The sequence below is a fragment of the Pseudoclavibacter sp. 13-3 genome, assembly GCF_021168475.1.
GTDB lineage: Bacteria > Actinomycetota > Actinomycetes > Actinomycetales > Microbacteriaceae > Pseudoclavibacter_A.
Window position 1 is genome coordinate 235,186 of sequence record NZ_JAJOZT010000002.1, and the last position, 24,837, is coordinate 260,022.

18 protein-coding genes are annotated in these 24,837 nt (G+C 67.5%); 7 read left to right on the forward strand and 11 right to left on the reverse strand.

The features are described from left to right. The first annotated feature begins 216 nt into the window (after positions 1 to 216). A complete protein-coding gene (locus tag LRX77_RS04600) occupies positions 217 to 1,956 on the forward strand; it encodes a PucR family transcriptional regulator (protein WP_231831756.1) in 1,740 nt (579 codons plus the stop codon). Here LRX77_RS04600 and LRX77_RS04605 read toward each other — a convergent pair. The 4 genes from LRX77_RS04605 to LRX77_RS04620 form a co-directional block, all read right to left on the reverse strand. Next, positions 1,908 to 3,908, reverse strand: coding sequence for an amidase (locus LRX77_RS04605; RefSeq protein ID WP_269453694.1), 2,001 nt, complete (start codon positions 3,906 to 3,908; stop codon positions 1,908 to 1,910). The genes LRX77_RS04600 and LRX77_RS04605 overlap by 49 nt on opposite strands. A 110-nt stretch (positions 3,909 to 4,018) precedes the next feature. Beyond that, on the reverse strand, positions 4,019 to 5,500 hold the full coding sequence (locus tag LRX77_RS04610) for an amidase (RefSeq protein ID WP_231831757.1): 1,482 nt from the start codon (positions 5,498 to 5,500) through the stop codon (positions 4,019 to 4,021). A 5-nt stretch (positions 5,501 to 5,505) separates the two neighbouring features. Next, a complete protein-coding gene (locus LRX77_RS04615; protein WP_231831758.1) occupies positions 5,506 to 6,978 on the reverse strand; it encodes a sodium:solute symporter family protein in 1,473 nt (490 codons plus the stop codon). Beyond that, a complete protein-coding gene (locus LRX77_RS04620) occupies positions 6,975 to 7,208 on the reverse strand; it encodes a hypothetical protein (protein ID WP_231831759.1) in 234 nt (77 codons plus the stop codon). The genes LRX77_RS04615 and LRX77_RS04620 overlap by 4 nt, the downstream gene beginning before the upstream one ends. Before the next feature lie 257 nt (positions 7,209 to 7,465). Between LRX77_RS04620 and LRX77_RS04625 the strand changes: the two genes are divergently transcribed. Beyond that, positions 7,466 to 9,157: a helix-turn-helix domain-containing protein gene (locus tag LRX77_RS04625; protein ID WP_231831760.1), complete on the forward strand. Its 1,692-nt coding sequence runs from the start codon at positions 7,466 to 7,468 to the stop codon at positions 9,155 to 9,157. Positions 9,158 to 9,187: 30 nt separating this feature from the next. Here the strand turns inward: LRX77_RS04625 and LRX77_RS04630 are convergent, their stop codons facing one another. Continuing rightward, positions 9,188 to 10,108: a LysR family transcriptional regulator gene (locus tag LRX77_RS04630; RefSeq protein WP_231831761.1), complete on the reverse strand. Its 921-nt coding sequence runs from the start codon at positions 10,106 to 10,108 to the stop codon at positions 9,188 to 9,190. Positions 10,109 to 10,242: 134 nt separating this feature from the next. Between LRX77_RS04630 and LRX77_RS04635 the strand changes: the two genes are divergently transcribed. From LRX77_RS04635 to LRX77_RS04645, 3 genes are all read left to right on the forward strand, one after another. Continuing rightward, a complete protein-coding gene (locus LRX77_RS04635) occupies positions 10,243 to 11,406 on the forward strand; it encodes an FAD-dependent oxidoreductase (RefSeq protein WP_231831762.1) in 1,164 nt (387 codons plus the stop codon). A gap of 49 nt (positions 11,407 to 11,455) precedes the next feature. Continuing rightward, positions 11,456 to 12,691, forward strand: coding sequence for an allantoate amidohydrolase (locus LRX77_RS04640; RefSeq protein WP_231831763.1), 1,236 nt, complete (start codon positions 11,456 to 11,458; stop codon positions 12,689 to 12,691). Between the two features lie 281 nt (positions 12,692 to 12,972). Then, the gene (locus tag LRX77_RS04645) at positions 12,973 to 14,112 is read left to right on the forward strand and encodes a tyramine oxidase subunit B (protein ID WP_231831764.1); all 1,140 of its coding nucleotides are present in this window, start codon (positions 12,973 to 12,975) and stop codon (positions 14,110 to 14,112) included. A 239-nt stretch (positions 14,113 to 14,351) separates the two neighbouring features. On the opposite strand, the gene LRX77_RS04650 is transcribed toward LRX77_RS04645, so the two are convergent. From LRX77_RS04650 to LRX77_RS04670, 5 genes are all read right to left on the reverse strand, one after another. Next, entirely contained in the window at positions 14,352 to 16,145 is a 1,794-nt protein-coding gene (locus LRX77_RS04650; RefSeq protein ID WP_231831765.1) for an ATP-binding protein, read from the reverse strand. 2 nt (positions 16,146 to 16,147) lie between these two features. Beyond that, entirely contained in the window at positions 16,148 to 17,818 is a 1,671-nt protein-coding gene (locus tag LRX77_RS04655) for a carboxyltransferase domain-containing protein (RefSeq protein WP_231831766.1), read from the reverse strand. A gap of 1 nt (position 17,819) precedes the next feature. Then, entirely contained in the window at positions 17,820 to 18,617 is a 798-nt protein-coding gene (locus LRX77_RS04660) for a putative hydro-lyase (protein WP_231831767.1), read from the reverse strand. Then, a complete protein-coding gene (locus tag LRX77_RS04665; protein WP_231831768.1) occupies positions 18,614 to 19,390 on the reverse strand; it encodes a LamB/YcsF family protein in 777 nt (258 codons plus the stop codon). The genes LRX77_RS04660 and LRX77_RS04665 overlap by 4 nt, the downstream gene beginning before the upstream one ends. Positions 19,391 to 19,546: 156 nt before the next feature. Next, the gene (locus LRX77_RS04670) at positions 19,547 to 20,860 is read right to left on the reverse strand and encodes an NRAMP family divalent metal transporter (RefSeq protein WP_231831769.1); all 1,314 of its coding nucleotides are present in this window, start codon (positions 20,858 to 20,860) and stop codon (positions 19,547 to 19,549) included. A 198-nt stretch (positions 20,861 to 21,058) separates the two neighbouring features. Between LRX77_RS04670 and LRX77_RS04675 the strand changes: the two genes are divergently transcribed. Continuing rightward, entirely contained in the window at positions 21,059 to 21,721 is a 663-nt protein-coding gene (locus LRX77_RS04675) for a GntR family transcriptional regulator (RefSeq protein ID WP_231831770.1), read from the forward strand. Between the two features lies 1 nt (position 21,722). On the opposite strand, the gene purB is transcribed toward LRX77_RS04675, so the two are convergent. After that, positions 21,723 to 23,102 carry an adenylosuccinate lyase gene (purB, locus tag LRX77_RS04680; RefSeq protein ID WP_231831771.1) on the reverse strand — a complete coding sequence of 460 codons (1,380 nt, stop codon included), beginning with the start codon at positions 23,100 to 23,102 and terminating at the stop codon, positions 21,723 to 21,725. A gap of 340 nt (positions 23,103 to 23,442) precedes the next feature. Here purB and LRX77_RS04685 point away from each other — a divergent pair, with 340 nt between their 5' ends. Next, on the forward strand, positions 23,443 to 24,816 hold the full coding sequence (locus LRX77_RS04685) for a flavin monoamine oxidase family protein (RefSeq protein WP_231831772.1): 1,374 nt from the start codon (positions 23,443 to 23,445) through the stop codon (positions 24,814 to 24,816). Positions 24,817 to 24,837: the final 21 nt, after the last annotated feature.

Consider the following 24,837-nt stretch of genomic DNA (forward strand, 5'->3'; position numbering starts at 1 on the left):
TCAACGGTACGGAACGACTCCACACCGAAAGCTCACGAATCAGTGCATGTACAGACATGGAACGCAGCGATATGCTGCATGAGTAACGCGGGTTTGCTGCTGAGGCGACGTCCTGCCCGGTCAGACGGCCGGTGTGCTCGCTGCGACCGGAATGTGAAGGCGACGTTACAGACGGGCCGAACCATTGCCTCCGACGAAAGGGCACGACACGACATCATGAACGCGATCACTCTGCGCGGCCTGTTGCAGCGCGACGATCTGTCGCTGCAGCTGGTGAGCGCGGTCAGCGCCGACAGCTCGGCGTCACTCGATCGTCCGCTGCGCTGGGGGTACAGCACAGACCTGCTCGACCCCACCCCGTTTCTGCGTGGCCGGGAGCTGATTCTCACCACCGGGCAGCAGCTCTGGGCGGCTTCTGGCGACGTGGCGCAGATCACGCACGACTACGTCGCGCGCATCGCGCAAGGCGGAGCCGCCGGGCTGGTCTACACCCTCGAACAGCCGAACGGCCGGTGGGAGGCGATGCTGCGGCGCTCGTGCGTCGAGTTCGGCATGCCGCTGCTCGAGGCGCCGTTCTCGACGCCCTTCATCGGCATCAGCGAGGCGATCAGCAGCGGGCGCAGCGACCCCGAACGTGAAGGCATGCGCCGAGTGCTGCACGCTCAGCACGCGCTCACCCTCGCAGCACTCGAGCGCGTGCCCGCGCAGGCGCTGGTGCGAGAGCTGTCGCTGCTGCTCGACTGCACGGTGTGGCTTTGGGGCGCTGATGCGCGGGTGCTCGGCGCCGCCCCCGTTGAAGATCCAGCGGAATGGGTCGGCGCGGTCGTGCGTGAGCGGCTGCGCGCTGGGCAGCGGCGTCGGCAAGCCGGGCGCGAGGTGCACGACGGGCAGGATCTGGCCATCCATCTGCTGACCACTGCCGGGCCGACAGCCGCGCTCGGCGCGCTGACCCTGCTGCGGCCCGCCGCGCGCAGACGCACAGGGCTGTCGGCGCGAGGTGCGCAGCGAGACGAGCGCGACGACCGCATGATCGTGAACAGTGCAGTGGCCATGCTGCAGCTGGCCCTGACTGCCCGCCCGGCCGGTGCCCTCGAACACGACGAGGTTGCCGAGTTCGGACTGCGCGCTCTGCTGAACGACGATGCGGCCACCGGCTGGGCCCTGTTGCAGCGCTCGCTGCTCGGCGAGGCGAGCGATCAGTCGCGCTGGCAGCTGCTGTGCTCGGCAGAGGCGCCGAGCGTGCACGGCGAGCCAGCGGTGAGCACGCGTCTGGCCGAGCGCGGCGTCTGGGTCACGCTGGCCGCTGTCGTGCCCGGTGACGATCAGGATGCGATGGTGCGGCGTCTGCTGCACGGCTCGGCGGTCTCAGAGGGGGCCGGTGCCGGGCATTCGGGCGCTTCGCGTCGAGAGGCGGCGAACCGACGAGCGGTCGCGATCGACCTGCCTCGGCTGTCTGCGGCAGCTGCCGGAGTCTCGGCAGAATCGCTCGGCGAAGAGCGGGCCGACTCGCTGTCAGGTGCACTTTCGGTGGTGCTGTGGCGGTGGAAGACGGCTGCGCCGGTCAGCTCTGCGGTGCCGGGCGAGCCGATGATCGAGCGCATCGACACCGACCAGATGGCCGTGCTGCGGGCGCTCGCAGAAGAACCGGCCGCCGCCGCCGTGCTGCGCGACATCAGCACCGCGGTGCACGCGGCCGACACCGACGCTCGAGAGGCCGATCTGGCCCGCACCTTCGTGGTCTGGTGCGACAGCTCGCACAGCTGGCAGCAGGCCGCGCAACGACTGGGCGTGCACCGCAACACGGTCGTGCGACGCGTGCGTGCTCTGGCCGAAGCCCTGGGGCGCGACCTGGAGTACGACGCCGCAGTCGCACGACTGGTGCGTCTCGCCCTGGCCCTCGAGCCGCTTCAGCAGTCGGCGGGCAGTGGGGCGATGTCGAACGACGCCGCACTGTGACCGTCTTTGACCAGAATCAGCATGGTCTCGTCGAGACGATCGCGGCGCAGCGAGATCTGATCGCGGAACACGCCTGACTGCCCCGGCACCGCACGCAGCCGATGGCCGTCGGCCCAGACTTCGGCGCCGGCCGCCCGGGCCGGCACGGGCGCACCATGAGCGTCGAAGGCGCTGACGACGACCTCGACGATCCAGAAGCGGTCGTCGTGCTCGATCAACACCGAGTGCTCGAGGCGAACGGGGGGCTCGGCGATGTCGGCTGCGGCCATCGTCTCGATCTGATTGCCGGTCACGGTGGGGGTCAGAAAGGCGGGTTCACGGCGCTGCGTGGCCTGCTCGTAGGCCGCCGCGGCGTCGAGCAGACGGTCGTCGCTGTAGGCGGGGCCGGCGAAGGTGAGGCCGACGGGCATGCGGATGTCGGACATCACCCCCATCGGCACCGTGACCGTCGGAATGCCGAGGTGGCGCAGCACGCGGTTGCCGTTCGAGTAGGCGACGCCATTGCGCGAGGCGGCTGCCAGGCTCTCGGGGCGCTGGAACAGATCGTCGCGACCGACGTCGCCGGCAGCGGGAAAGACGATCAGATCGAGGTGCTCATCGGCCATCCACTGCTCGAGGTCGTCTCGCCGCGCCTGTTCGAGGCCGGTCAGCAGCTGCGTGATGCCTGGAACGTCGTCATAGGCAGCCGGCAGCCCCTGCTTGACGAACTCTGCCAGGCGCTGCCAGTCGAACCCGCCGCGAGTGCGCGTCACCCACAGCGGCACGGGCTCGTCTTCGAGCGGAAAGACCGAGTCGCCGTCGACATCGGCCCACGAGCTGAGATTCGGGTCGCCGTTCACGCGCAGAAACGAGTCGAGAGCCATCGCGGTGAGCGTGTCTCCCTCGATGGCGCGCCAGGTGTCGGGCACGAGGCCGCGGGCCGGCAGCCCCTGGGCGCCGGGGCGGTCTTCTTCATAGTTCGAGACGACGGGAAAGTCCACTTCGACGACCTCGGCACCGAGTGCGCGCAGGTCGTCGGCCGCGCGGTCCCAGAGCTCGCGCACCGAAGCGCGAATGGCTGGAGCGTCGGGGTTGATCGAGTCTTCGCCGATGTACATCTTCGGCACGCCGATGCGTTGACCGTCGAGGCCGGTCGGGCGGTCGCGTGAGACCGGGTGGTGCAGAACGTCTTCAGGAGCGGGCAGCTCGACGACGTGCTGTTCGCGCCAGAAGTCGCCGACCGTCTCAGGGTCTTTGACCGCCAGCACGTCGAGCAGCAGGGTGAGATCGTGCACTGAGCGGGTGTGCGGCACGACCACGTCGCAGGTCGGGCGCAGCGGCCAGTTGCCGCGCAGCGAGAGCACCCCGCGCGACGGCGTGTAGGCGACCAGCGCGTTGTTCGACGCGGGGGAACGACCCGATGAGACCGTCTCTTCGCCCATGCCGAAGGCGCACATGCTCGCGCCGGTCGCCGTGCCCGAACCGTTCGACGACCCTGAACCGTATGCGGCGGTCAGGTACTCGGGGTGATACGGGCTTCGCGCGTAGTCGTACACGCCGGGCTGCACACCGCCCGCGGCCATCGGCGGCATGTTGGTCTTGCCGAGCAGCACCGCACCCGCCGCCCGCAGCTGCGCGACCGAGGCGGCATCCTCAGTCGCGACGAGGTCTGCCAGAGCCGGGCTGCCAGAGGCCACCGTGAGACCGCGCGCCTTGTAGCTGTCTTTGATCGTGAAGGGAACGCCTTCGAGCGGCCCGGCGTCACCCGCCCGGCGACGTCGGTCTGATGCTGCCGCTTCGCGCAGGCAATCGGGATTGATCACCGGCACGGCGTGCAGGCAGATGCCCGTGCGATCGTAGTAGGCGATGCGGTTGAGATAGGCGCACACGATGTCGACGCTGGTCACCTCCCCGTTCTCAAGCGCGGTGAGCAATTCAGAGATGCTCTTCTCGACGACGTCGAAGCGATTCATCTGTCAGGCCTTTCATGACTGGTGAGCTGTGCACGGGTGAACAGCGTGGGTGGGGCATCACGGGATCGCGTCGTGAAGCCGGAAAACGGTGCGTGGGGCCGGAGCTCGGGTCAGAGCGACGGGTGTCGCTCGTGCCAGGGGCGCAGAGCCTCGAGCGCAGAGCCGACGAGGAACACATCGTCTTGAGCATACGGCCGCCCGACGATCTGCAGACCGGTGGGCACCCCCTCGCCGCCGATGCCGCTGGGCACGGCCAGCACGGGGCAGCGGTTGTTGATGTTGAAGGGAACGGCCATCTGCTGCTGCCAGTAGTGACGCCCGTGCCCGTCGATCGACAGAGCCGGGGCACGGGCCGGCAGCGCGGTGCGTGCGGTGACCGGCGCCAGCAGCGCGATGGCGCCGTGCATGACGGTGCTGAGCTGGTCGCGAATGATCGTCTCGCGGCGAAACGTCTCGTGCAGGGGGATGCGTGAGGCGGTTGCGAGCGCATGCTCGACGAACTGCGTGATGTAGGGCGACACGGCTGCCTGGGCTCGTTCGATCGCGTCGGCCATCGACGGAGCGAGGATGTGACCGTAGTGGGCGAAGGCGGTCTGCATGAGTTCATCGGCATGCCAGTCGGGCTCCCGCTCGACGATCTCGACGCCGAGCTCGGTGAGCGCCTGGGCGCTCGCCTGCAGGGCGCGCACGGTGTCTGGCTCGACCGGGTAGTCTCCCAGCGCCGTGCTGAGCACCACGCGGCTGCCGGCAAGCCGCTCGCGCAGCAGGTCGAGCGATCGCGGCTGTGCGTTGATCGGGGCAGACGGTATGGAGAGCTGGTCGTCGACGTGCTGGCCGGCGATGACGTTGTGCATGACGCGCACGTCGTCGACAGTGCGGCCCATGGCGCTGTCGCCGCGATACCAGTCCATGCTCGAGGGCAGTTGACCGGGCACGACCGCGTAGGGAGCCTTGTAGCCGACGACTCCGCAGTAACAGGCGGGAATGCGTGTCGAGCCGCCGATGTCCGAGCCGGTGGCCAGCGGGGCGTAGCCTGCGGCCAGCGCCGCACCCGAGCCGCCTGACGAGCCGCCCGGGCTGCACTCGGTGTTCCACGGGTTGCACGTCACCCCCCACTGCAGCGATTCGGTGACGGTCGCGGCGCAGAACTCCGGCACCGTCGACCGAACGATCGGAACGGCGCCGGCCGCGAGCAGTCGCTCGACGATCGGGTGGTTCGCAGTCGACTCCTCGGCCAGCTCGACGACGCCTTGGGTGACGGTGTGCCCAGAGAGATCGTGCTTCTCTTTGAGCACGACCGGCACACCCAGCAGCGGGCGCTCGGCGAGCAGCTCGGCGGGGGCGACTCCCGCATCCACCGCCTGCGCGTACTGCAGGTCGGCCTCAGCCGCCCGTGCCCGGGCCGAGTCTGCCAGCGTCTCAGTGACGGCGTTGAGCCTCGGCTCGAGCCGGTCGATTCGGCTCAGCAGGGCTTCGACCACCGTCGATGGTCGGAGCCGACGAGCGCTGTACGCCTGCACCAGCTCACCGGCCCCGGCCCAGGCCAGGTCGTTGGGATCTGCAGAGCCGTCGAGCTGCGTCGTGTCGGCCATGTCGATCAGGCTCCCAGATCGGCGATCGCCACTGGGGCGGTCTCAGGGCGGTGCTGGGTTCGCGTTCGCGGCCAGTCGGGGCGGTCGGCGGGGCCGGTGGCAGCCGAGACGATGAGCAGCACGATGATGTTGACCACCAGCGCGACGACGCCGATGTTCAGACCGAACACGCTGATCTTGCCGAAGGTGCATACGATGACGACCAGCTCTGAGACGATCAGGCCGGTGATGAGCCCCTTGGCGTTGACGAACGTCTGGCGCGTGACGGCGAGCACGTTCGACGGCGCGAGCTGGGCGAGACCGGCATAGGTCAGCAGATAGAGGTTGGCCATCAGATCGGGGCGGGACAGAGCGAGACCGAGCGAGAGCAGCAGGATCACGCCCGATGAGACTCGGCCGACCAGCAGCTTGCGCTTGTCGGTGATGCCCGAGGGGGTCAGATTCGATGACACCAGAGTCGCGATCGCGAGCACGCAGTGAGCGGCCGGCACGATGGCACAGGCGAGACCCGAGATGATGATCAGGCCCATCAGCCATTCGGGCAGCGCCGACGAGGCGAGGCTCAGAATCGCGGAGTTCTCTTCGCCCTTGTTGATCTGCAGGTGGCTGACGGCGAAGAAGCCGAGCACGATCGGTATGAAGGTGGCGAGAGTGTACAGGGGCAGCATGACGTGATTCTTCGACACCGCTCGCGACTTGTTCGCCGCGAGCACCGCGGGCCAGCTCTCGGGCAGGGTCATCGCGCCGAGGCCGATGCCGCTGATGATGACGCTCGAGACGAACCACACGAGGCCGTAGGTCTGCGTGCCCGGTGCGACGAAGAGCAGCTTCTGGGCGTTGGTCATCACATCGGCCATCACGTCGCCGGCGTGGTAGGTGACCAGGGCGCCGATGAGGATGATGACCAGGGCGACCACCATGGCGACGTCTTTGAAGTAGGCGGTGAGGGCGACGCCGCGCAGACCGGCCCATGAGACGAACAGCAGGATGAGCACGGTGGCGACGATCATGCTGAACGTGCCCGCCTGCTTGTAACCGGTGCCGAAAGAGACCATGGTGCCCAGGCCGACGATCTGCACCTGCACGATCGGCATGAAGAACAGCACGGCGATGACCGCCACCAGGCGACCGAGAAACGGACTGGAGAACTGGTGACCCACCAGGTCGGCGTTGGTGTGATAGTTGAACACCTTGCCGAGCTTCCAGACGATCGGCCCCAGCAGGAACATGCCGATGTAGCCGATCACGAGGTAGGCGGGCATGTATGCGGCCGAGACGCCGCCGAGCACGGTGAGCCCGGACATGCCCAAGAAGGTGAAGCTGGTGAAGATGGCGCCGGCCTGCAGAAAGAAGGTGGTCAGCGAGCTCATCCCGCGGTCGCCGATCGACCAGCCGGTGTTGGTGTTCAGCGTCTGGCGCCGACCGAGAAAGCCCAGCGTCGCGATGAGTGCGAGGCCGATGACGGTTGCGATGATCATGCGCGGGCCTCCTGCTCGTCTGCATCGACGAGGGTGTCGTCGAGCTCGGGCTCTCTGCGATAGAGCATCGAGAGGATGAATGTGGTGGCGATCGCCCATCCGCCGACCCAGAAGAGTATCGGGGGCAGGCCGAGCACACTCGTCGTCGTGTTGACGAATGGGAGGAGTGGGGTGAGGATCAGCGCGGCGATCGGCAGGATCAGCGCCAGGTGGGCTTTCGTGAGATGCATGACTGAGTGCCTCGACTTTCTCGTCTTCAGTGCTGCGTGGTGTGCTGTTGAACCTATGACCTGTTCCGGCCCCGATGCAGGACACAATGGCGCAGTTCACCGATCTGTAACACCAGAATGTCCATCGCACCGATGCTGCACGAGAGCGTCACGGCGGATTGGCGCGGTTTTGCACGGGCCGTCGGCCGGCCGGTCGAGGCAGGTGTTACTGGAGAGTTACACCGCCGAAACACGCGCGGACTGTACTGTGTAGCGCCATGAGCATCTCTCTGAACGATGTGATCGCCCACTTCGGTGACAGCCTGCAGCTGCTCGCCGGCGTCGACGACGGCAGCTGGCATGAAGCCCTCGAGGCGTCGATCAGCTGGCCGGCCTATACGAACCTGGCCGATCCGTCGCCATATCTGCGCGGAGGAGAACTCGTGCTCACGACCGGTCCGATCGTCACGGCGCCGACCGGGGTGCCCCGGGCAGCAGCGACGCCGAAGGTCGCAGACGGGCACTCCGACGCGTCCTCGAACGATGGCGACAGCGCGCACGAGCCCCTGGCCGCCCTCGACGCCGATGCAGCCGAAAGATATGTCAGAGGGCTGCGCGACGCGGGGGCGGCGGGAATCCTGCTCGGCCCGGTGCACCCGGAGGATGCCGGAGATGCGACCGCGGCAGCCGTCACGGCAGGCAGGAAGGCCGTCGAGAGTCGCTGGGCGCCGCTCATCGGCGCCTGTGAGCAGTTGCGCATGCCGTTGCTGTGGAGCGATCGTCTCGTCTTCATCGAGTTCGTGCGTGAACTCGGCGGCATCATTCGGCGTGAGCAGGAGGTCACAGCGGCGTGGCTGGCTGACGCCCAGCAGCGCATCACCGACGCCGCTCTGACCGATGAGGGCCCGGCCGCAGTCGTCGCACAGCTGGCGCACGAGATCGGGGCCTGGGTGGTGTGCTTCGACGACTTGGCTCGGCCGGTGTACGGGTCGACTCAGACCGATGCCCTGCGGCCCGCGCAGATGCAGGTGCTGCGCGCCTCAGCCGTGCGGGTGCTCGACGCGGGACTCCGCGGAGCCATGAGCATCGACGCCGATGACGTGCACGCCCGACTCCAGACTCTGGGGCCATCGCACGGGCTGCTCGGAGCCGTCGCGATGGGCATCGGGCGAAAGCCGCTGAGCGCCGATGCGCAGCGCCAGCTGCTGGCTCGGGCTACGGCGCTGCTCTCGCTGTCTCTCGTGCGCACGCAGGAGGTGCGTCGAGCCGAGGCGGGGCTGAGCACGGCGGTGCTGCGGCTGCTGCTCAGCGGTGCCGTCGGGGCGGCTCACCGCACGGCGGCGCCGTTCGCGCCGCTGCCTGACGCTCCGATCATCGTGGTGGCGGCCTGCGCAGACTCCCTCTCGAGCGACCAGGTGGTGAGCTCGCTCGAGCGCGCCCATCGTGGGGTGCGATCGCTGACGGCGGTGAACGAAGGCACCGCCGTCATGATCATCGCGCACCACGATTTCGCCCAGGCCGCACCAGCCCCAGACGAGCTGCGCATGGGCGTCTCACAGGCCGTCCTCTACGAATCCGTGCAGCAGGGGTTCGAACAGGCGATGGCGGCCCTGCGCCAGGCGGTCGCCGGTGACGACGCGCAGGTGCGCTATCAGCCGGTGGTCGCCGACAGCATGGTCGACGCCATTCAGCGGGTGCCCGGGCTTGACGGCCTCGCCCGGCGCCTGCTCGAACCGCTGCTCGACCGCGATGGCGGCCGTGCAGACGACCTGGTCGTCACGCTGCGGGCCTGGCTCGATGCTGGTGGGCAGTGGGAGGCCGCGGCAGCGCGGCTTCAGGTGCATCGCCACACGCTGCGCTCACGCATCGAGCGCTGCGCACGGGTGCTGCAGGTCGATCTGCGCGACCCGCGGGTGCGCCAAGAGGTCTGGCTGGCGCTGCAGACGGTGGCTGAGACCGATCAGCAGTGAGAAGAGGGGCGCTTCGAGAGCTTCATCGGCTCAGACCTGTGCTTCTGGAGGCTCCTGCGGGCGCTCGGTCTCAGGCTGCAGCGTCTCGTCGAGACAGGCGAGAAAAGCTGCGGCGGCCGGGGCGTCGCGCCCGGGTACGGTGACGGTGCTCAGGCGCGTCTGAGGCGATCCAGCGATGGCGACAGCGGTGATCGAGCCTGGCTGCAATCGCGTCACCGATTCTGGCAGCACGGTGAAGCCGACACCGGCGGCGACGAAGCTCAGCGCCGTCTCTTGATGAATCACCTGCTGCGTGATGTGCAGATGATGGGCCGACTCGCCGAGCAGGGACCTGATCTGGTCGACGTACCCGGGCATGAGGCTGCGCGGAAAAGTGATCATCGGCAGCCGGGCCAGCTCGGCGGGCCGCACCGAGCTCTGCGCGGCGATCGGGTGGCCGGAGGGGACACAGGCGACGAGCCGCTCGGCGAGCAGATCGCGAAAGTCGAACGTGTCGGTGGGGGCGGCGTCACGCACGATGCCGAGGTCGATCGAGCCGCTCAGCAGGGCATCCAGCTGCTCGGCGCTGGTCAGCGGCTGCAGGTCGAGGCGCACGTGGGGGCGGCGTTCGCGAAAGAGGCGCACGGCGGCGGGCAGCATCGTGTAGTTCGCCGAGCTGACGAAGCCGACGGTGAGGCGGCCGCGCTGGCCGGCCTGCATCTCTTGCAGATCGACGAAGCTGGCGTCGAGTTCGGGCAGAGCGGTGCGCAGGCGGGCGGCCAGTTCGGCTCCGGCGGCGGTCAGCTCCACGTGTCGTGTCGAGCGGTGCAGCAGCGTGACGCCGAGCTCGTCTTCGAGGCGCTTGATCTGCACGCTCAGCGGCGGCTGAGAGATGTGCAGACGTGCCGCCGCCCGCCCGAAGTGCAGCTCTTCGGCCACCGTGGCGAAGTAGCGCAGCTGTCTCAGCTCCACGAAGGTGCCGCCTTTCGGAGATATTGATACCGAGTCAATCATAATGACCTCTGAATAGGTATTGGACACGAATGAGTCTCTCGGGTCTACTGGGATCAGCCGTCGCGCTGTGAGGCGCCCAGACAGGAGACAGCATGAACAGCGAGTCAGCCAAGGTGGTCATCGTCGGAGCCGGTCTGGCCGGAGCCGCTGCAGCCTGGCGGCTGGCGCAGCAGGGTGAGCAGGTGCTTGTGCTCGAGCGCACCGCCCCGGCCAACGTGCAGGGCAGCTCGCACGGTTCAGCCCGCATCTTCCGCTACCCGTACGTCGACCGGTTCTACACGCACCTCGTGGTCGAGGCACGTCGCGGGTGGAACGAGCTCGAGGCCGCGGGCGGGCGACGGCTCATCACGCCGAGCGGGTCGCTCGACTCGGGTGCGGTGCGCAACCCACGTCAGCTGGCCGCGGTGCTCGAGGCCGAAGGCGTCGAGCACGAGCTGCTGAGCACCGATGAGGCGAGCGCGCGCTGGCCGCAGTTCGCCTTCGACACCGAGGTGCTCTGGCACCCCGGTGCTGGCGTCATCGACGCTGAGAGCACCGTCAACACGCTGATCCGTCTCGCCGAAGAGCTCGGCGCCAGAGTCGTGCGCAACTGGGAGGTCGCGAGCGTCGCCAAGACCGCGACCGGCTACCGCATCACCTCGAGCACCGGTGAGGTGGCCGACGCCGAGCAGGTCGTCGTAACTGCCGGCGGCTGGCTGCCCGCACTGCTCGGCGACCTCGGGCTGCCCTCGGCGTTTCTCGCTCGCATTCCCGACCTGCAGGTGCGGCAGGAGAACGCCTATCACTTTCCCTACCGCGACGTCGCAGCCGCCGGAGAGACTCCTGCCGGCGAGGCGACCACATGGCCGACCTTCATCTACAAGGGTGCAGAGATCAAGACCTACGGGCTGCCGGGCGGTCGTGACGCGGGCTTTCGCGGGCAGAAGGTCGCCGAGTACAACGGCGGCAAGATGCTGCCCTCGGCCCGTGACCAAGACGGCCAGATCGATCCGGTGAATCGCGAACGCGTCATCGACTTCGTCAAGCGCTTCGCACCGGGCCTCGTGCCCGAGCCCTACGCCGAGACCACCTGCCTGTTCACGAATGTGCCCGGCGAGGACATCCTCATCGACAAGGCCGACGGCATCACCGTCGTGTCGCCCTGCTCGGGCCAGGGAGCGAAGTTCACCCCGCTGCTCGGCGACTTCATCTCAGGCATGGTGACCGGTGCCGTGACCGTTCCAGAGCAGTTCCGCGCTCGCGGCCAGCGATTCTGACGTCTGCGCCTCACCCGCACCGCCGATCACGACCGAAAGAGAGCCGACCATGAACGACGAGGTCGCCACACCGAGCCGGTTGCTTGCACAGATCAGCGAGATCGGACGAGACCCCGATCGGGGCGGCTACACGCGGCCGGTCTTCTCGCGACCAGAGCGCGAGCTCACCGAGTGGTTCGTCAGGCAGGCCGAGGCTCGCGACCTGAGTGTCGAGGTCGACGGCAACGGCATCGTCTGGGCCTGGTGGGATGCGCCCGGCGGCGTGCGAGCGGATGCGGTGGGAACCGGCAGCCATCTCGACTCCGTTCCCGGTGGGGGCGCCTATGACGGGCCGCTCGGCGTCATGTCGGCGCTGAGCGCCGTCGACCACCTGCGTGCGCGAGGCGTGCAGCCTGTTCGTCCGCTTGTCGTCATGGTGTTTCCCGAGGAGGAAGGCTCTCGCTTCGGGCTTGCCTGTCTCGGCTCCCGCCTGGCCTCGGGGCTCGCCGACCCCGTGCGTGTGCGGCGGCTGAAGGATGCTGACGGCATGACCTATGCCGAGGCCAGTCGCGCGGTGGGCGTCGACCCTGATCTCATCGGCCCTGACCCCGCGGGAGTCGGCCGGCTTCGTGAGTTCGTCGAGCTGCACGTCGAGCAGGGAAAGGGCCTGGCCGACCTCGACCAGCCGGTTGCGATCGGTCGGTCGATTCTGGGGCACGGGCGCTGGCGCATCGTGATCGAGGGGCGCGGGGATCATGCCGGGACGACGCGCATGGCCGATCGACAGGACCCGATGGTGGTCGCCGGCGAAGTCATCGGCATCGTGCGACGCGCGGTGCTCGACGTCGACGAGGCGCGGGGAACGGTCGGGCGCATTCGTGCGGTGCCGGGCGGCACGAACGTGATCGCCTCGAGAGTCGAGATGTGGCTCGACGTTCGCCACTTCGATGACGAGCAGACGAGAGCCATTGTCAAGGCGATCAGCGACGCGGCTGCAGTGTCTGCCGAACGCGAGTCATGTTCATTTTCGATCACCCAGGAGTCGTTCAGTCCGACCGTTCATTTTGACGAGACACTTCGTCACCGTATTGAACGTGTGCTGCCTGACGCCCCGGTGCTCGATACCGGTGCAGGTCACGACGCCGGAGTGCTGTCGACGATGCTGCCGTCTGCAATGCTCTATGTGAGGAATATGACGGGCACTTCGCACTCGCCGTTGGAGCATTGTGCCGACGCCGACGCCGATGCTGGCGCGGTTGCTCTGGCAGATGTACTGCAAGACCTCGTGCAGAAAGAGGCCCGATAGCATCGAATTTCACAGCTCAATGAGGCGATGATAGTCATCGTTCAGTGCTGTCTCAGTGCGAATGCGGTGCGTCAATGATCGCGTTATTCGTCTGTGAGTGTTGGGTCTTGAAAGGTGACCTCTGTCTGTCGTCTCGCGCGCTCTTCAAGCAAGATACTTTAACCGACTGATATGGCCATGATACATGGATGAAACACAATTGCTTTCATAATGAGTTCTGAACACAATGTCGACGAATGCCCTTCGACGTTGTGCCGACCGAGCATTGGAGAGCAGAGACTATGTCCGATACGAAGATCGACCTCTTGTACCTCAGCGAGCCCGAGATGATCGAGGCTGGCGTCACCGACATCGCCGAATGCATCGACATCATGGAGGAGGTGCTCGTGCTGGTGGCCAAAGGGGACTACCGCATGGCGGGCCAGACGGCGAACTCGCACGGCGCCATGGTGACCTTTCCCGAGTCATCGCCGTTCCCCGAGATGCCCACAGACGCGGCAGACCGCCGCTTCATGGCGATGCCCGCCTACCTCGGCGGACGCTTCGACGTCGCCGGCGTGAAATGGTACGGCTCGAACATCGACAACCGTGAGCAGGGGCTGCCCCGCTCGATCCACACCATCATCCTCAACGACAAACAGACCGGGGCCCCCTTCGCCATCATGTCGGGCAACCTCGAGAGCGCCTACCGCACCGCTGCGGTGCCGGGTGCGGCTGCACGCCGTCTCGCCCCCGCCGACAGCAGGAGCATCGGCATCATCGGCCCCGGTGCCATGAACAAGAGTGCTCTGGCCTCTCTGGTCAGCGCTCGCCCCACGCTCGACACGATTCGCATCAACGGTCGTCGGCGTTCGACCTCAGAGGCCTATGCGGAGTTCGTGCGAGAGAGCTTCCCGCAGTTCACCGATGTCACGATCGTCGACACCGCCGAGGAGGCGGTGCGCGACATGGACATCGTGAGCGAGGCTGTCACCGGCCTGGTCGGGTCGCAGAACTACCCCTACATCGACGGCGAATGGATCAAGCCCGGTGCCTTCCTGAGCCTGCCGGCCAACCTGCGCATGGACAAGGAGTACACGCTCAGCGGCCGGGCGCGTCTGGTCGCCGACGCCAAGAAGATCTACGAGTCGTGGGCAGAGGAATACCCCTCGCCCTGCCACGAGACGGCCTTCGGCATGATCGGGCTGTACTGGCAGGATCTCATCGAGGCGGGCGAGCTCGCCCCTGACCGAGTCGTCAATATCGGTGACATCATCGACGGCGCGGCCGAGGGGCGCGAGTTTGCAGAGCAGCCGGTGCTCTTCAGCGTCGGCGGCATGGGCGTCGAAGACGTCGCCTGGGGCAAGACCATCTACGAGCACGCGATCGCGAAGGGCATCGGCACCAAGCTGAACCTCTGGAACACCCCGGCGCTTGCCTGATCAGCAGATGGCGTGATCCGCTTCGGCGAGCGGCCCTCGACCCCGGCGAGCTGGACGCAGTGGTCGTGCTCGACGTCGTTCGCGTGCGCACCGGTGAGACGGGCGACGCAGCCGTGGGCTGATCATCTCAACGCCGGAGCCGCGCCGAGACCGGGGTGCCGTATGGGGAGTCTGATCGACCTCGGCGGCACCCTGACGCGTGTGAGTCGCGCATTGCCCGTCTGCGTCGAGCATTGCGCTCAGCGCACGAAGCCGATCCGGGCGCCCCCGGCGAGCAGGGTGGCATCGACGTCGAGCTCATGCGTGAGCACTCCGGCACATGGTGCGAGCACCTGCGTCTCCATCTTCATCGCCTCCATCACGGCGACCGCCTCGCCCTCGGCGACCGAGGCGCCGTCCTCCGCCTTCCACGCGACGAGCGTCCCGGTGATCGGCGCGCGCACCGCACCGGGCTCGGTCGAATCGGCAGAGGCGGCATCCGCGACGGACGCGCCGGTCGTGCCCGGATCGCCGCTCACGCCGGTCTGGAGTGCGGCCGCCGCCGAGACTCCGCCGGCCAATGAGCCGACCAGCTGCGCCGGCAGCCCGAGTTCGACGCGGCGGCCGTCGAACTCGATCCAGGTGCGTGTCAGCGGCTCGTGCGGCATCGGGTCGGAGAACGGCTGGTGCAGTTCGTCGAGCCAGGAGCACTCGGTCTCGATCCATCGCGTGTGCACCGCGAAACTGTCTGCGTCAGCGGCGGCGAATGCCGGATCGTCGACGATGCGCCGGTCGAAGTCGAGCAGCGTCGGCACGCCTTCGACGGCGAACTCGCGCAGCGCCTGCCGCGCCTTGCGCAGAGCCTCGTCGCGGTCTGCGCCCCAGACCACGAGCTTGGCCAGCAGCGAGTCGTAGAGCCCGCTGACCGTGCTTCCGGCGACGACGCCCGAGTCGAGGCGAACGCCCTCGCCGCCGGGTGCGTCGAAGCGGGTGATGCGGCCTGGTGCCGGCAGAAACCCGCGCCCGGCGTCTTCGGCGTTGACACGGAACTCAAATGCATGGCCACGTGGCTCCGGCGTCTGATCGAGCTCGAGCGGCAGCCCGTCTGCGACGCGCAGCTGCTGCCGCACCAGATCGACGCCGCTGGTCAGCTCGGTGATCGGATGCTCGACCTGCAGACGGGTGTTCACCTCCAGAAACGAGATGGTGCCGTTCGCCCCGACCAGAAACTCGACGGTTCCGGCGCTGACGTACTGGGCGGCTTCGCAGATGCGCTTCGCCGCCGACTCGATCGCATCGCGCTGCTCGTCGGTGAGAAACGGGGCAGGCGCCTCTTCGACGACCTTCTGGTTGCGTCGCTGCAGTGAGCAGTCACGAGTGCCGACCACCACGACGTGGCCGTCGGCATCGCCGATCACCTGTGCCTCGACGTGTCGTGGATGCGGCACGTACTGCTCGATGAAGCACTCGCCGCGGCCGAATGCCGCGACTGCCTCGCGCTCGGCCGACTCGAACTGATCGACCACCTCGTCGAGGCGCCAGGCCACTTTGAGGCCGCGCCCACCACCTCCGAAGGCGGCTTTGATCGCGATGGGCAGGCCGTGCTGCTGGGCGAATGCCAGAGCCTCGGCACCGTCGGCGACCGGCCCCGGAGTGCCCTCGACGAGCGGAGCGCCGACCGTGGCGGCCAGCTGGCGGGCGGTCACTTTGTCTCCGAGCGAGCGGATCGTCTGCGGCTTGGGGCCGATCCAGACGAGGCCGGCGTCGATGACGGCCTGTGCGAAATCGGCGTTCTCAGACAGAAAGCCGTAACCGGGGTGCACGGCGTCGGCATGCGTCCGCCGAGCGACGTCGATGAGCGCGGCGATGTCGAGATACGTCTCGGCTGCGGTCGCGCCGGGCAGGGCGTAGGCCTCGTCGGCGACGCGGGTGTGCAGCGCGTCGGCATCGGGGTCGGAGTACACCGCGATCGAGGTCACACCGTAGGCGGCGCATCCTCGAGCGATGCGCACGGCGATCTCGCCGCGGTTGGCGATGAGCACTCTGCTGATCATGTTCAGTTCTCCTTCGTGAAAGAGGCGTCGTCGACGGCGGATGCCGGCTGCGGCGGGTCGGTGACCGTCCGAAAGCGGATGCTGGCCCCGATCGGCACCTGCCCGGCGAGGTTGAGGTGGTATGAGGCGACCGAACCGATGACGGGGTATCCCCCGGTCAGCGGGTGATCGGCCATGAACAGCACAGGCTGCCCGTTGGGCGGCACCTGCAGCGCACCCGACGCGGTTCCCTCCGACTCGAGTTCTCGGTGGTCGCGACGCTCCAACGGCGTCGGGCCGTGCAAACGCAGCCCGACGCGGTTCGACTGTGCCGTGACATCCCACTGCTGTGCGAAAAGCGTCTGCACGGCGTCGTCGGTGAACATCTCGGTGCGCGGCCCGAGCACCACATCGAGCGTGACCACGTCGCCCGGGGCGGGCAGACTGCGGTGCGGAGCGCCTGCGGTCGAATCTGCGCCCCAGACCTGTGCGACCGCGCCGACCGAGGCGCGACGCACGGGCAGCACGTCGCCAGCGCTCAGCGCAGCCGGCCCCAGACCCGAGAGCACGTCGGTCGAGAGGCTGTCGAGCGTCGGCGTGACCGCGAACCCGCCTCGGACGCCGACATACGCCACGCTGCCGTGTGTGGGAAAGCCGAGTTCGAGCGTCTCGCCGTCGCGCAGGGCGAAGGCCTGCAGATCGGGAACCGGTCGGATGCCCTGCTCACGGTGCGGGAGTGCGGGCGCTGCTGTCTCAGAGGGCGGAGCCGGCCGGATGGTCGCCGACACCCGGGCGCCTGTGACGGCGAGCACCTGCTCGCCGATCGCCCGCAGCCGCAGACCACCGTGCGTCTCGATGCTCGCGGCGTCAGAGGAGTTGCCGACCAGACGCGCGGCCAGCCGTGCGCTGTCATGGTCGAGCGCGCCAGATCGTGAGACGCCGAGATCGGCGTGCCCGGGCCGGCCCAGATCCTGCAGGGTCGAGCCGAGACCGGATGCGACGACTTCGAGGGCATGCCGCGAACCGCTCTCGGCGCCTGTCGCGGCAGACGTCAGCGGCGCTGCGGCGTGCGGATCGGGCTTGCCGGTCACGTCGACGAAGCGCACGCGCATTCCGGGGCGCAGCGTCGCCGGCGGGTCGCGTCGCAGATCGAACATCGGCAGCTCGGTGGTGCCGATGATCTGCCAGCCGCCGGGGCTGACGCGCGGGTAGACCCCGCTGTAGGTGCCGGCCAGACCGACGGCACCGGCCGGAATGGCCGTGCGCGGCACGCTGCGTCGCGGCACGTCGAGCCTCGGGTCGCCGCCGACCAGGTAGCTGAAGCCGGGGGCGAAGCCGGTGAACGCGACGGTATAGGTCGACGCGGTGTGCATGGCGATCACCTCGGCGGGTGTGACCCCGAGCAGGCCGGCCACCTCGACGAGGTCGTCCCCGTCATAGCTGACCGGCACCTGCACGATCTCGCCGTCTGCGCCGAGCGGGGCGCTCACGTCTCGCTGCAGCAGCAGCCGGGTGAGCTCTGCGGCGTCGATGCGTGTGGGGTGAAACCGCACCAGCACGGTGCGCGCCGCGGGTACGAGCTCGTGCACCCCGGCGATCGGGTCGTCCAGCAGAGACTGGTTGAGCGCCACCGCCTGCGAGAGCTCGTCCAGCTCGACCAAGAGCACATCGGTGTTGACCGGCAGTACACGCATCTCAGACCTCGTATGTCGTGTCGGAGACGTCGGAGACGAACATATAGCCCGGGGCATGCGTGATCGCGAACGGAATCCGCGACGCCATGACCGCAGCCTGGGGTGTGACGCCACACGCCCAGAACACCGGCACCTCGCCGTCGTGCACGGGCACCGCGTCGCCGAAGTCCGGCCGAGACAGATCTGTGATGCCCAGACCGGCCGGGTCGCCGACGTGCACGGGCGCGCCGTGCACCGCCGGGTAGCGCCCTGAGATCATGGCGGCCTCGGCGACGCGATCAGCCGGGATCGGCCGCATCGACACGACCATCTCGCCGTGGAACGCGCCCGCGGGCCGGCACTGTCGGTTCGTGCGGTACATCGGCACGTTCGTTCCGGCAGCGATGTGTCGAACCTCGATGCCGGCGCGCTGCAGCGGCGTCTCGAAGGTGAAGCTGCAGCCGATCAGAAAGGCGACCAGATCAGGGTGCTCAGCCCAGGCATCCGTCGCATCGGTCGGCTCGTCGACGAGCTCGCCGTCGCGCCACACGCGATACTTGGGCAGATCGGTGCGCAGATCCGCCTGCGGCGCCAGCGCGGTGCGGGGCGAGCCCGGATCGCTCACATCGAGCACCGGGCAGGGCTTCGGGTTGCGCTGTGCATAGAGCAGAAAGTCGTAGGCGTACTCGCGCGGCACGGCCAGCAGGTTCGCCTGCGCCATGCCCGGGGCGACCCCGGCGGTCGGCAGGCACTCTCCGGCGCGGTAGCGCTCGCGAGCGGCTTTGGCCTGCAGCTGAGCGGATGCGATGGCGGAGGTCATGCGTCCTCCCCGCGGTCGAGCGCGGAGCGAATGGTGACGCCGTCGCTCTTCAGACGGTCGCGAATGGCTCGGGCCATGTCGAGGGCGCCGGGTGAATCGCTGTGCACGCAGACGGAGTCGGCGTCGAGGTGCAGCGCGCTGCCGTCGACGGCGTTCAGGGTGCCGGTCTCGGCGAGACGAACGATGCGATCGGCCACGGCATTCGCGTCGCTCAGCACCGCACCGGGCTCACGACGTGAGACGAGCGTGCCGTCGGGCTGGTAGCCGCGATCGGCGAATGCCTCGGCGATCACGCGGAGGCCGGCCTCGTCGGCGACGCGAGCGAAGACCGAGCCGGCCAGGGCCATCACGGCCAGGTCGGCGTCGTACTCGCGGATCGCCTCGACCACAGCGGCCGCCTGTACCGGATCGACGGCGATGCGGTTGTAGAGCCCGCCGTGCGGCTTGACGTAACGCATGCGCCCGCCGGCCGCCCGAGCGATGCCGTCGAGGGCGGCGATCTGATAGAGCACGTCGGCGGTCAGCTCGGGTGACGCGACGTCCATCGCACGACGCCCGAAGCCGGCGAGATCTCGATAGGCCGGATGCGCGCCGATGACGACGCCTCGGCTGACGGCCGACTTCGCCGTGCGCACGAGGCCGATCGGGTCGCCGGCGTGAAAGCCGCAGGCGATGTTCGCACTGGTGACGATGTCGAGCATGGCGTCGTCGTCACCGAGGGCCCACCGGCCGAAGCTCTCGCCCATGTCGCTGTTGAGATCGATTGCTGTCATGATGCTCCAATTCTGTGTCCGACGTCTGGGCGACGCGTGTGCGGTGCTGCGGTGAGGCTCTGCGCAAGCCGCCGTGAGGATGGTGCGGGTCTGGCAGATGCTCCGGGGGAGGGGAGAGCACCTGCCAGACCCAGTCTGAGAGGCTGTGTCGAGGGTCTACGAGAGGCCCAGCAGAGCGAAGATCGGCTGAATCGACGAGATGCCCATCCACCAGGTGAAGACGCAGACGAGTGCTCCGAGAATGAGCAGCCAGATCGGGTAGCGGTAGTTGCCGAGCAGGTCGCGTCGGGCGAAGCCGATGTAGATCATCAGCGTGAGGCCGATCGGCAGAATCAGACCGTTGAAGCCGCCGGCGAAGACCAGCAGCGCCGCGGGAGCCGTGCCGAGCAGCAGGTAGACGACCAGCGAGACGGCGATGAAGATGATCGTCGTGACGTTGCGCAGACGCGGCTCGAGAAACTTCGGGCTGAAGACGTTGAAGAACGACACCGAGGTGTACGCGGCCCCGATGGTCGAGGTGGTGCCGGCCGCCCAGAAGATCACGCCGAAGATGCGGAACCCCCATTCGCCGAGCGCGACCTGGAAGGCCTGCGCGGCGGGGTTGGCGGTGTGGCTGGCGAGATCGATCGTGACTCCGCTCGCTGCGACGCCGAGAATGGCGAGGAACAGCAGGTAGCGGATGACTCCGGTGATGGTGACGCCCCAGAACGACGCCGTGCTGATCGCCTTGATGTTCTGGCTGCCCGTGATCTTCGCGTCGAGCAGACGATGTGCACCGGCATAGGTGATGTAGCCGCCGATGGTGCCGCCCACGATGGTGGTCAGCGCGGCGAGGTTGACGTTGTCGGGCATGACCGTCTCAGTGAGTGCATGCCCGACCGGCGGCTGCACGACGAAGAGCACGACCACCACGATGGCCACCTTGACGGCGGCGAGACCGATCACGACGCGGTCCATGACCTTGCCGGCGCGCTTGTAGAGGAAGATGCCGATGGCCAGCAGTGCGCCGATCAGACCGCCGATCTTCGGGTCGAGGCCGATCGCGGCGTTGAGGCCGAGGCCGATGCCGGCGATGTTGCCGATGTTGAACACGAGCCCGCCGAAGATGACCAAGACGGCGAGCACGTAGCCGGTGCCCGGTATGGCGGCATTCGCGAGTTCTCCGGCAGTCTTGCCCGAGAGGCCGATGATGCGCCAGACGTTCAGCTGCACGATGAAGTCGATCACGATCGACAGCAGGATGCCGAACCCGAAGGCCGCGCCCAGCTGAACTGTGAAGGTCGTCGTCTGCGTGATGAAGCCGGGGCCGACGGCCGACATGGCCATGAGAAAGACGGCGCCGATCAGCGAACTTCGGCGCTCTTTGAGAAACTGGGCCGTCTGGCCGTTCTTCGACGGCGAGGGGCTGCCGCTCGCAGATGAGGAGGTGTGCTCGCGGGCTGCCGCCCCGGAAGAGTTCTCTGCGCTCATGGTGCTCCATTCGAACAGGCGGGTATTTGCCCGCGGTCATCATCGACTGTGCGATATCGTACAGGTTGTTCAACAAAAAGCATGAAGGATTGAAATATGATCCCGGTTTCGTTCATGTTACGAACAGATCACGTGAACAGATGGCAGGCGATCTGCTGCGCGCACGGGTGGCGGCCGAGGCCTCGGTAGAATCGACTTGTGAATCGACAGCTCCCGCTCTCTGTGCCCGAGAAGGCAGCGCAGACGCTGCATCTGATGATCACAGACGGTGAGGTCTCACCCGGAGACAAGCTGCCTGAAGCTGAGCTGGCTGATCGCCTGGGCGTTTCACGAAACTCGTTGCGCGAAGTGTTCCGGCTGCTGGCGCGCGAGCGCCTGGTCGATCACGTGCCGAATCGCGGGGTGTTCGTCAGCCGGCCGGGGCTGCCCGAAGTCGTCGACGTGTTTCGCGTTCGTCTGCTGGTCGAGGTCGACGCGGTCGCAGGGTCGACCCCGGGGCATCCGGCAGTCGAGCGCATGCGCGAATGTGTGCAGCGTGCGCGCACGGCGGCGTCGGCAGACGACTGGAGGGCCGTCGGCACGGCCGACGTGACCTTTCACGAGGCCGTGGTGGCGCTTGCCGACAGTCCGATTCTCGCTGACCTCTACCGTTCCCTCTCAGCGCAGCTGCGACTGATGTTCGGGCTCATCGGCAGCCCGCGCTACATGCACGAGCAGTACATCGGCCGCAATGCGCGAATCGTCGATCTGATCCAGGCAGGCGACACTGCAGACGCCGCGGCAGAGATGCGCGCATATCTGCACGACGCTCAAGAGCAGATCGTCAACGCCTACGTCTCGGGCCGAGTCGCCTCGGCCTGAGTCAGTTCACCTGCGCGAGCTGCGTCGCGAGCCCGACGTAGGTCTCGGGGCGCAGGGCGAGCAGCCGCTGCTTGGCCTCGTCGCCGATGTCGAGCCCGCGCACGAACTGCTCGAGGTCGGCCTGGCCGATGCGGTGCCCGCGGGTGAGCCCCTTGAGCAGGGTGTACGGGTCGTCGATCTTCGAGCGACCGGCGGCGACCTCGGCGCGAATCACCGTCTGAATGGCCTCAGCGAGCACCTCCCAGTTGTGGTCGAGGTCGTCGAGCAGTGCCGGCTCGGCCAGCTCGACGGTGTTCAGCCCCTTCGAGACGTTGTCGAGCGCGAGCAGCGAGTGCCCGAACGCCACGCCGATGTTGCGCTGCGTCGTCGAATCGGTGAGGTCTCGCTGCATGCGGCTGGTGATCAGCGTCTGCGCGAGCGAGGCGAGCAGAGCGTTCGAGAGCTCGAGGTTGGCCTCGGCGTTCTCGAAGCGAATCGGGTTGACCTTGTGCGGCATGGTCGACGAGCCGACCTCGCCGGCGACGGGAATCTGGTGAAAATAGCCCAGCGAGATGTACGTCCAGAAATCGGTGGCCAGGTTGTGCAGGATGCCGTTGAAGTGCGCGATCGTCGAGTAGAGCTCGGCCTGCCAGTCGTGCGACTCGATCTGTGTGGTCAGCGGGTTCCAGGTGAGGCCGAGGCCCTCGACGAAGTCGCGTGAGACGTCGGGCCAGTCGGCGCTCGGGTCGGCCACCACGTGCGCCGCATAGGTGCCCGTCGCGCCGTTGAACTTGCCCAGATACTGCTGCTCGCGCACGTGCCCCAGCTGGCGACGCAGCCGGTGCGTGAACACTGCCAGCTCTTTGCCCATCGTGGTGGGCGTCGCCGGCTGCCCGTGCGTGTGCGCGAGCAGCGGCACGTCGCCGTAGCGCTCGGCGAGGTCGGCGATCTGGGCGACCACGGCATCCGCCTTCGGCAGCCACACCTCGCGCACCGCGTCGCGCACGATCACGGCGTAGGACAGGTTGTTGACGTCTTCGCTGGTGCACGCGATGTGCACGAGCTCGGCGCGATCGGCCAGGCCCAGGGCGGGCAGATGCTGGCGGATGAACACCTCGACGCTCTTCACATCGTGCTTCTTGACGGCTTCGAGCTTGGCGAGCTCGTCGATGCTGGTCTGGTCGAAGTCGGTGACCAGCGCGCGCAGACCTGCCTGCTGATCGGCGGTCAGGGGGCTGGTGCCGAACAGGCCGTTCTCGGTCAGAAAGATCAGCCACTCGACCTCGATGTGCACGCGCGCACGGTTCAGGCCCGCCTCGCTGAGGTACTCGCCGAGACCGCTGACGGCCTTCTGGTAGCGGCCGTCGAGAGGGCTGAGTGGCTGGTGGTCGAGAGTGCTCAAGAGGTGGCTCCTGTGGATGCGATGGCTGGTCTGCTGCACCGCGCGCGTCGGCTGCTGGCTGATCTCGCGGCAGACCATGGTCTGAGCGGTGTCGGAGTCGGCATCCCAGCCGTGAGCAGCATGACAGGCGCGGTTCTCTCAGTGTAGTGCCGACCGTGCATCCGGCGTCGGCGCAGGTGTGATGTGCGAAACGCATGTTTCCACCTCGTATATTTCTGCGGAATTGGTTGGTCGAATGCCATTCAACGTGCATAATCAAACTCAAGTGCGCATTGGGGCCACGAAATTGTGCTCTCAGTCTCGAAGCAATGACGCTTGCGCAAACAGAAGGAGAGGTGCCATGACCCCCCAGAACCTTGATGTCGACGCTGTCGTGATCGGAGCCGGCCCGGCAGGACTGCGCGCGGCCACACTGCTGCACGAAGCCGGCCATGCCGTCGCTGTGCTCGAGGCCCGTGACCGTGTCGGCGGTCGCACATGGACGGATACTATCGACGGCGCCGTGCTCGAGATCGGCGGGCAGTGGGTCTCGCCCGATCAGACCGAGCTGCTGGCCACGCTCGACGACCTCGGCCTCGACACCTATGAGCGCTACCGCGAAGGCGAGAGCGTGTACATCGGTCGGGATGGCACGCCGCGTCGGTTCACGGGCGACATCTTCCCGGCATCGGCCGAGACGCAGGCCGAGATCGAGCGGCTGATCTCGGTCATCGACGAGATCGTCGCCGACATCGATCCGCTGCGGGCATGGGAGAGCCCCCGGGCCCGAGAATTCGACACGATCACCTGGCGCGAGTGGCTCGAACGCAACAGCGACGACGTCGAGGCGAGAGACAACATCTCCTTGTACATCGCAGAGGCCATGCTGACGAAGCCCGCTCACGCGTTCTCAGCGCTTGAGGCGTTCCAGATGGCGGCATCCGCAGGATCGTTCGCCAACCTGGTCGAAGCCGACTTCATTCTCGACCGTCGTGTGATCGGGGGCATGCAGGAGGTCTCGAAACGACTGGCCGACCGCCTCGGCGACAGCGTGCATCTGAGCAGCCCGGTGCGCCGCCTCGATTATTCGGCGGATGCCGTCGTCGCGCATGCCGACGGCATCACGGTGCGTGCGCGGCGGGCGATCATCGCGATCCCGCCGAATCTCTACACACGCATCGACTTTCAGCCGCCGTTGCCACGACTGCGGCAGCAGCAGCACCAGCACCTTTCGCTGGGGCTCGTCATCAAAGTGCACGCGGTCTACGAGCGCCCGTTCTGGCGCGAGCAAGGGCTCTCGGGAACTGCTTTCAGCCCCTACGAGCTGTGCCACGAAGCGTATGACAACACGAACTATGACGATTCACGCGGCACGCTGGTGGGCTTCGTGAGCGACGAGAGGGCAGACGAGCTGTTCCGGCTCGACGAGGGCGAGCGGCGGGCGCGCATTCTCGAATCGATGTCGCACTACTACGGTCAGCAGACGCTGGAGCCCGAGGTCTTCTATCTCAGCGATTGGGGAGCCGAGGAGTGGACCCGCGGCGCGTATGCGGCGAGCTACGACGTGGGCGGCCGCACGCGTTACGGCCGCATGCAGACCGAGGCCGTCGAAGCGATCGAATGGGCCTGCAGCGATATCGCCGGCGAGGGGTTCCAACACGTCGACGGAGCACTGCGCAGCGGCCGTGCGGCGGCGGCCCGCGTCATCGAGGCGTTGAGCCGCGAACGCCGTTGAGCCAGACACATCCACTTCGAG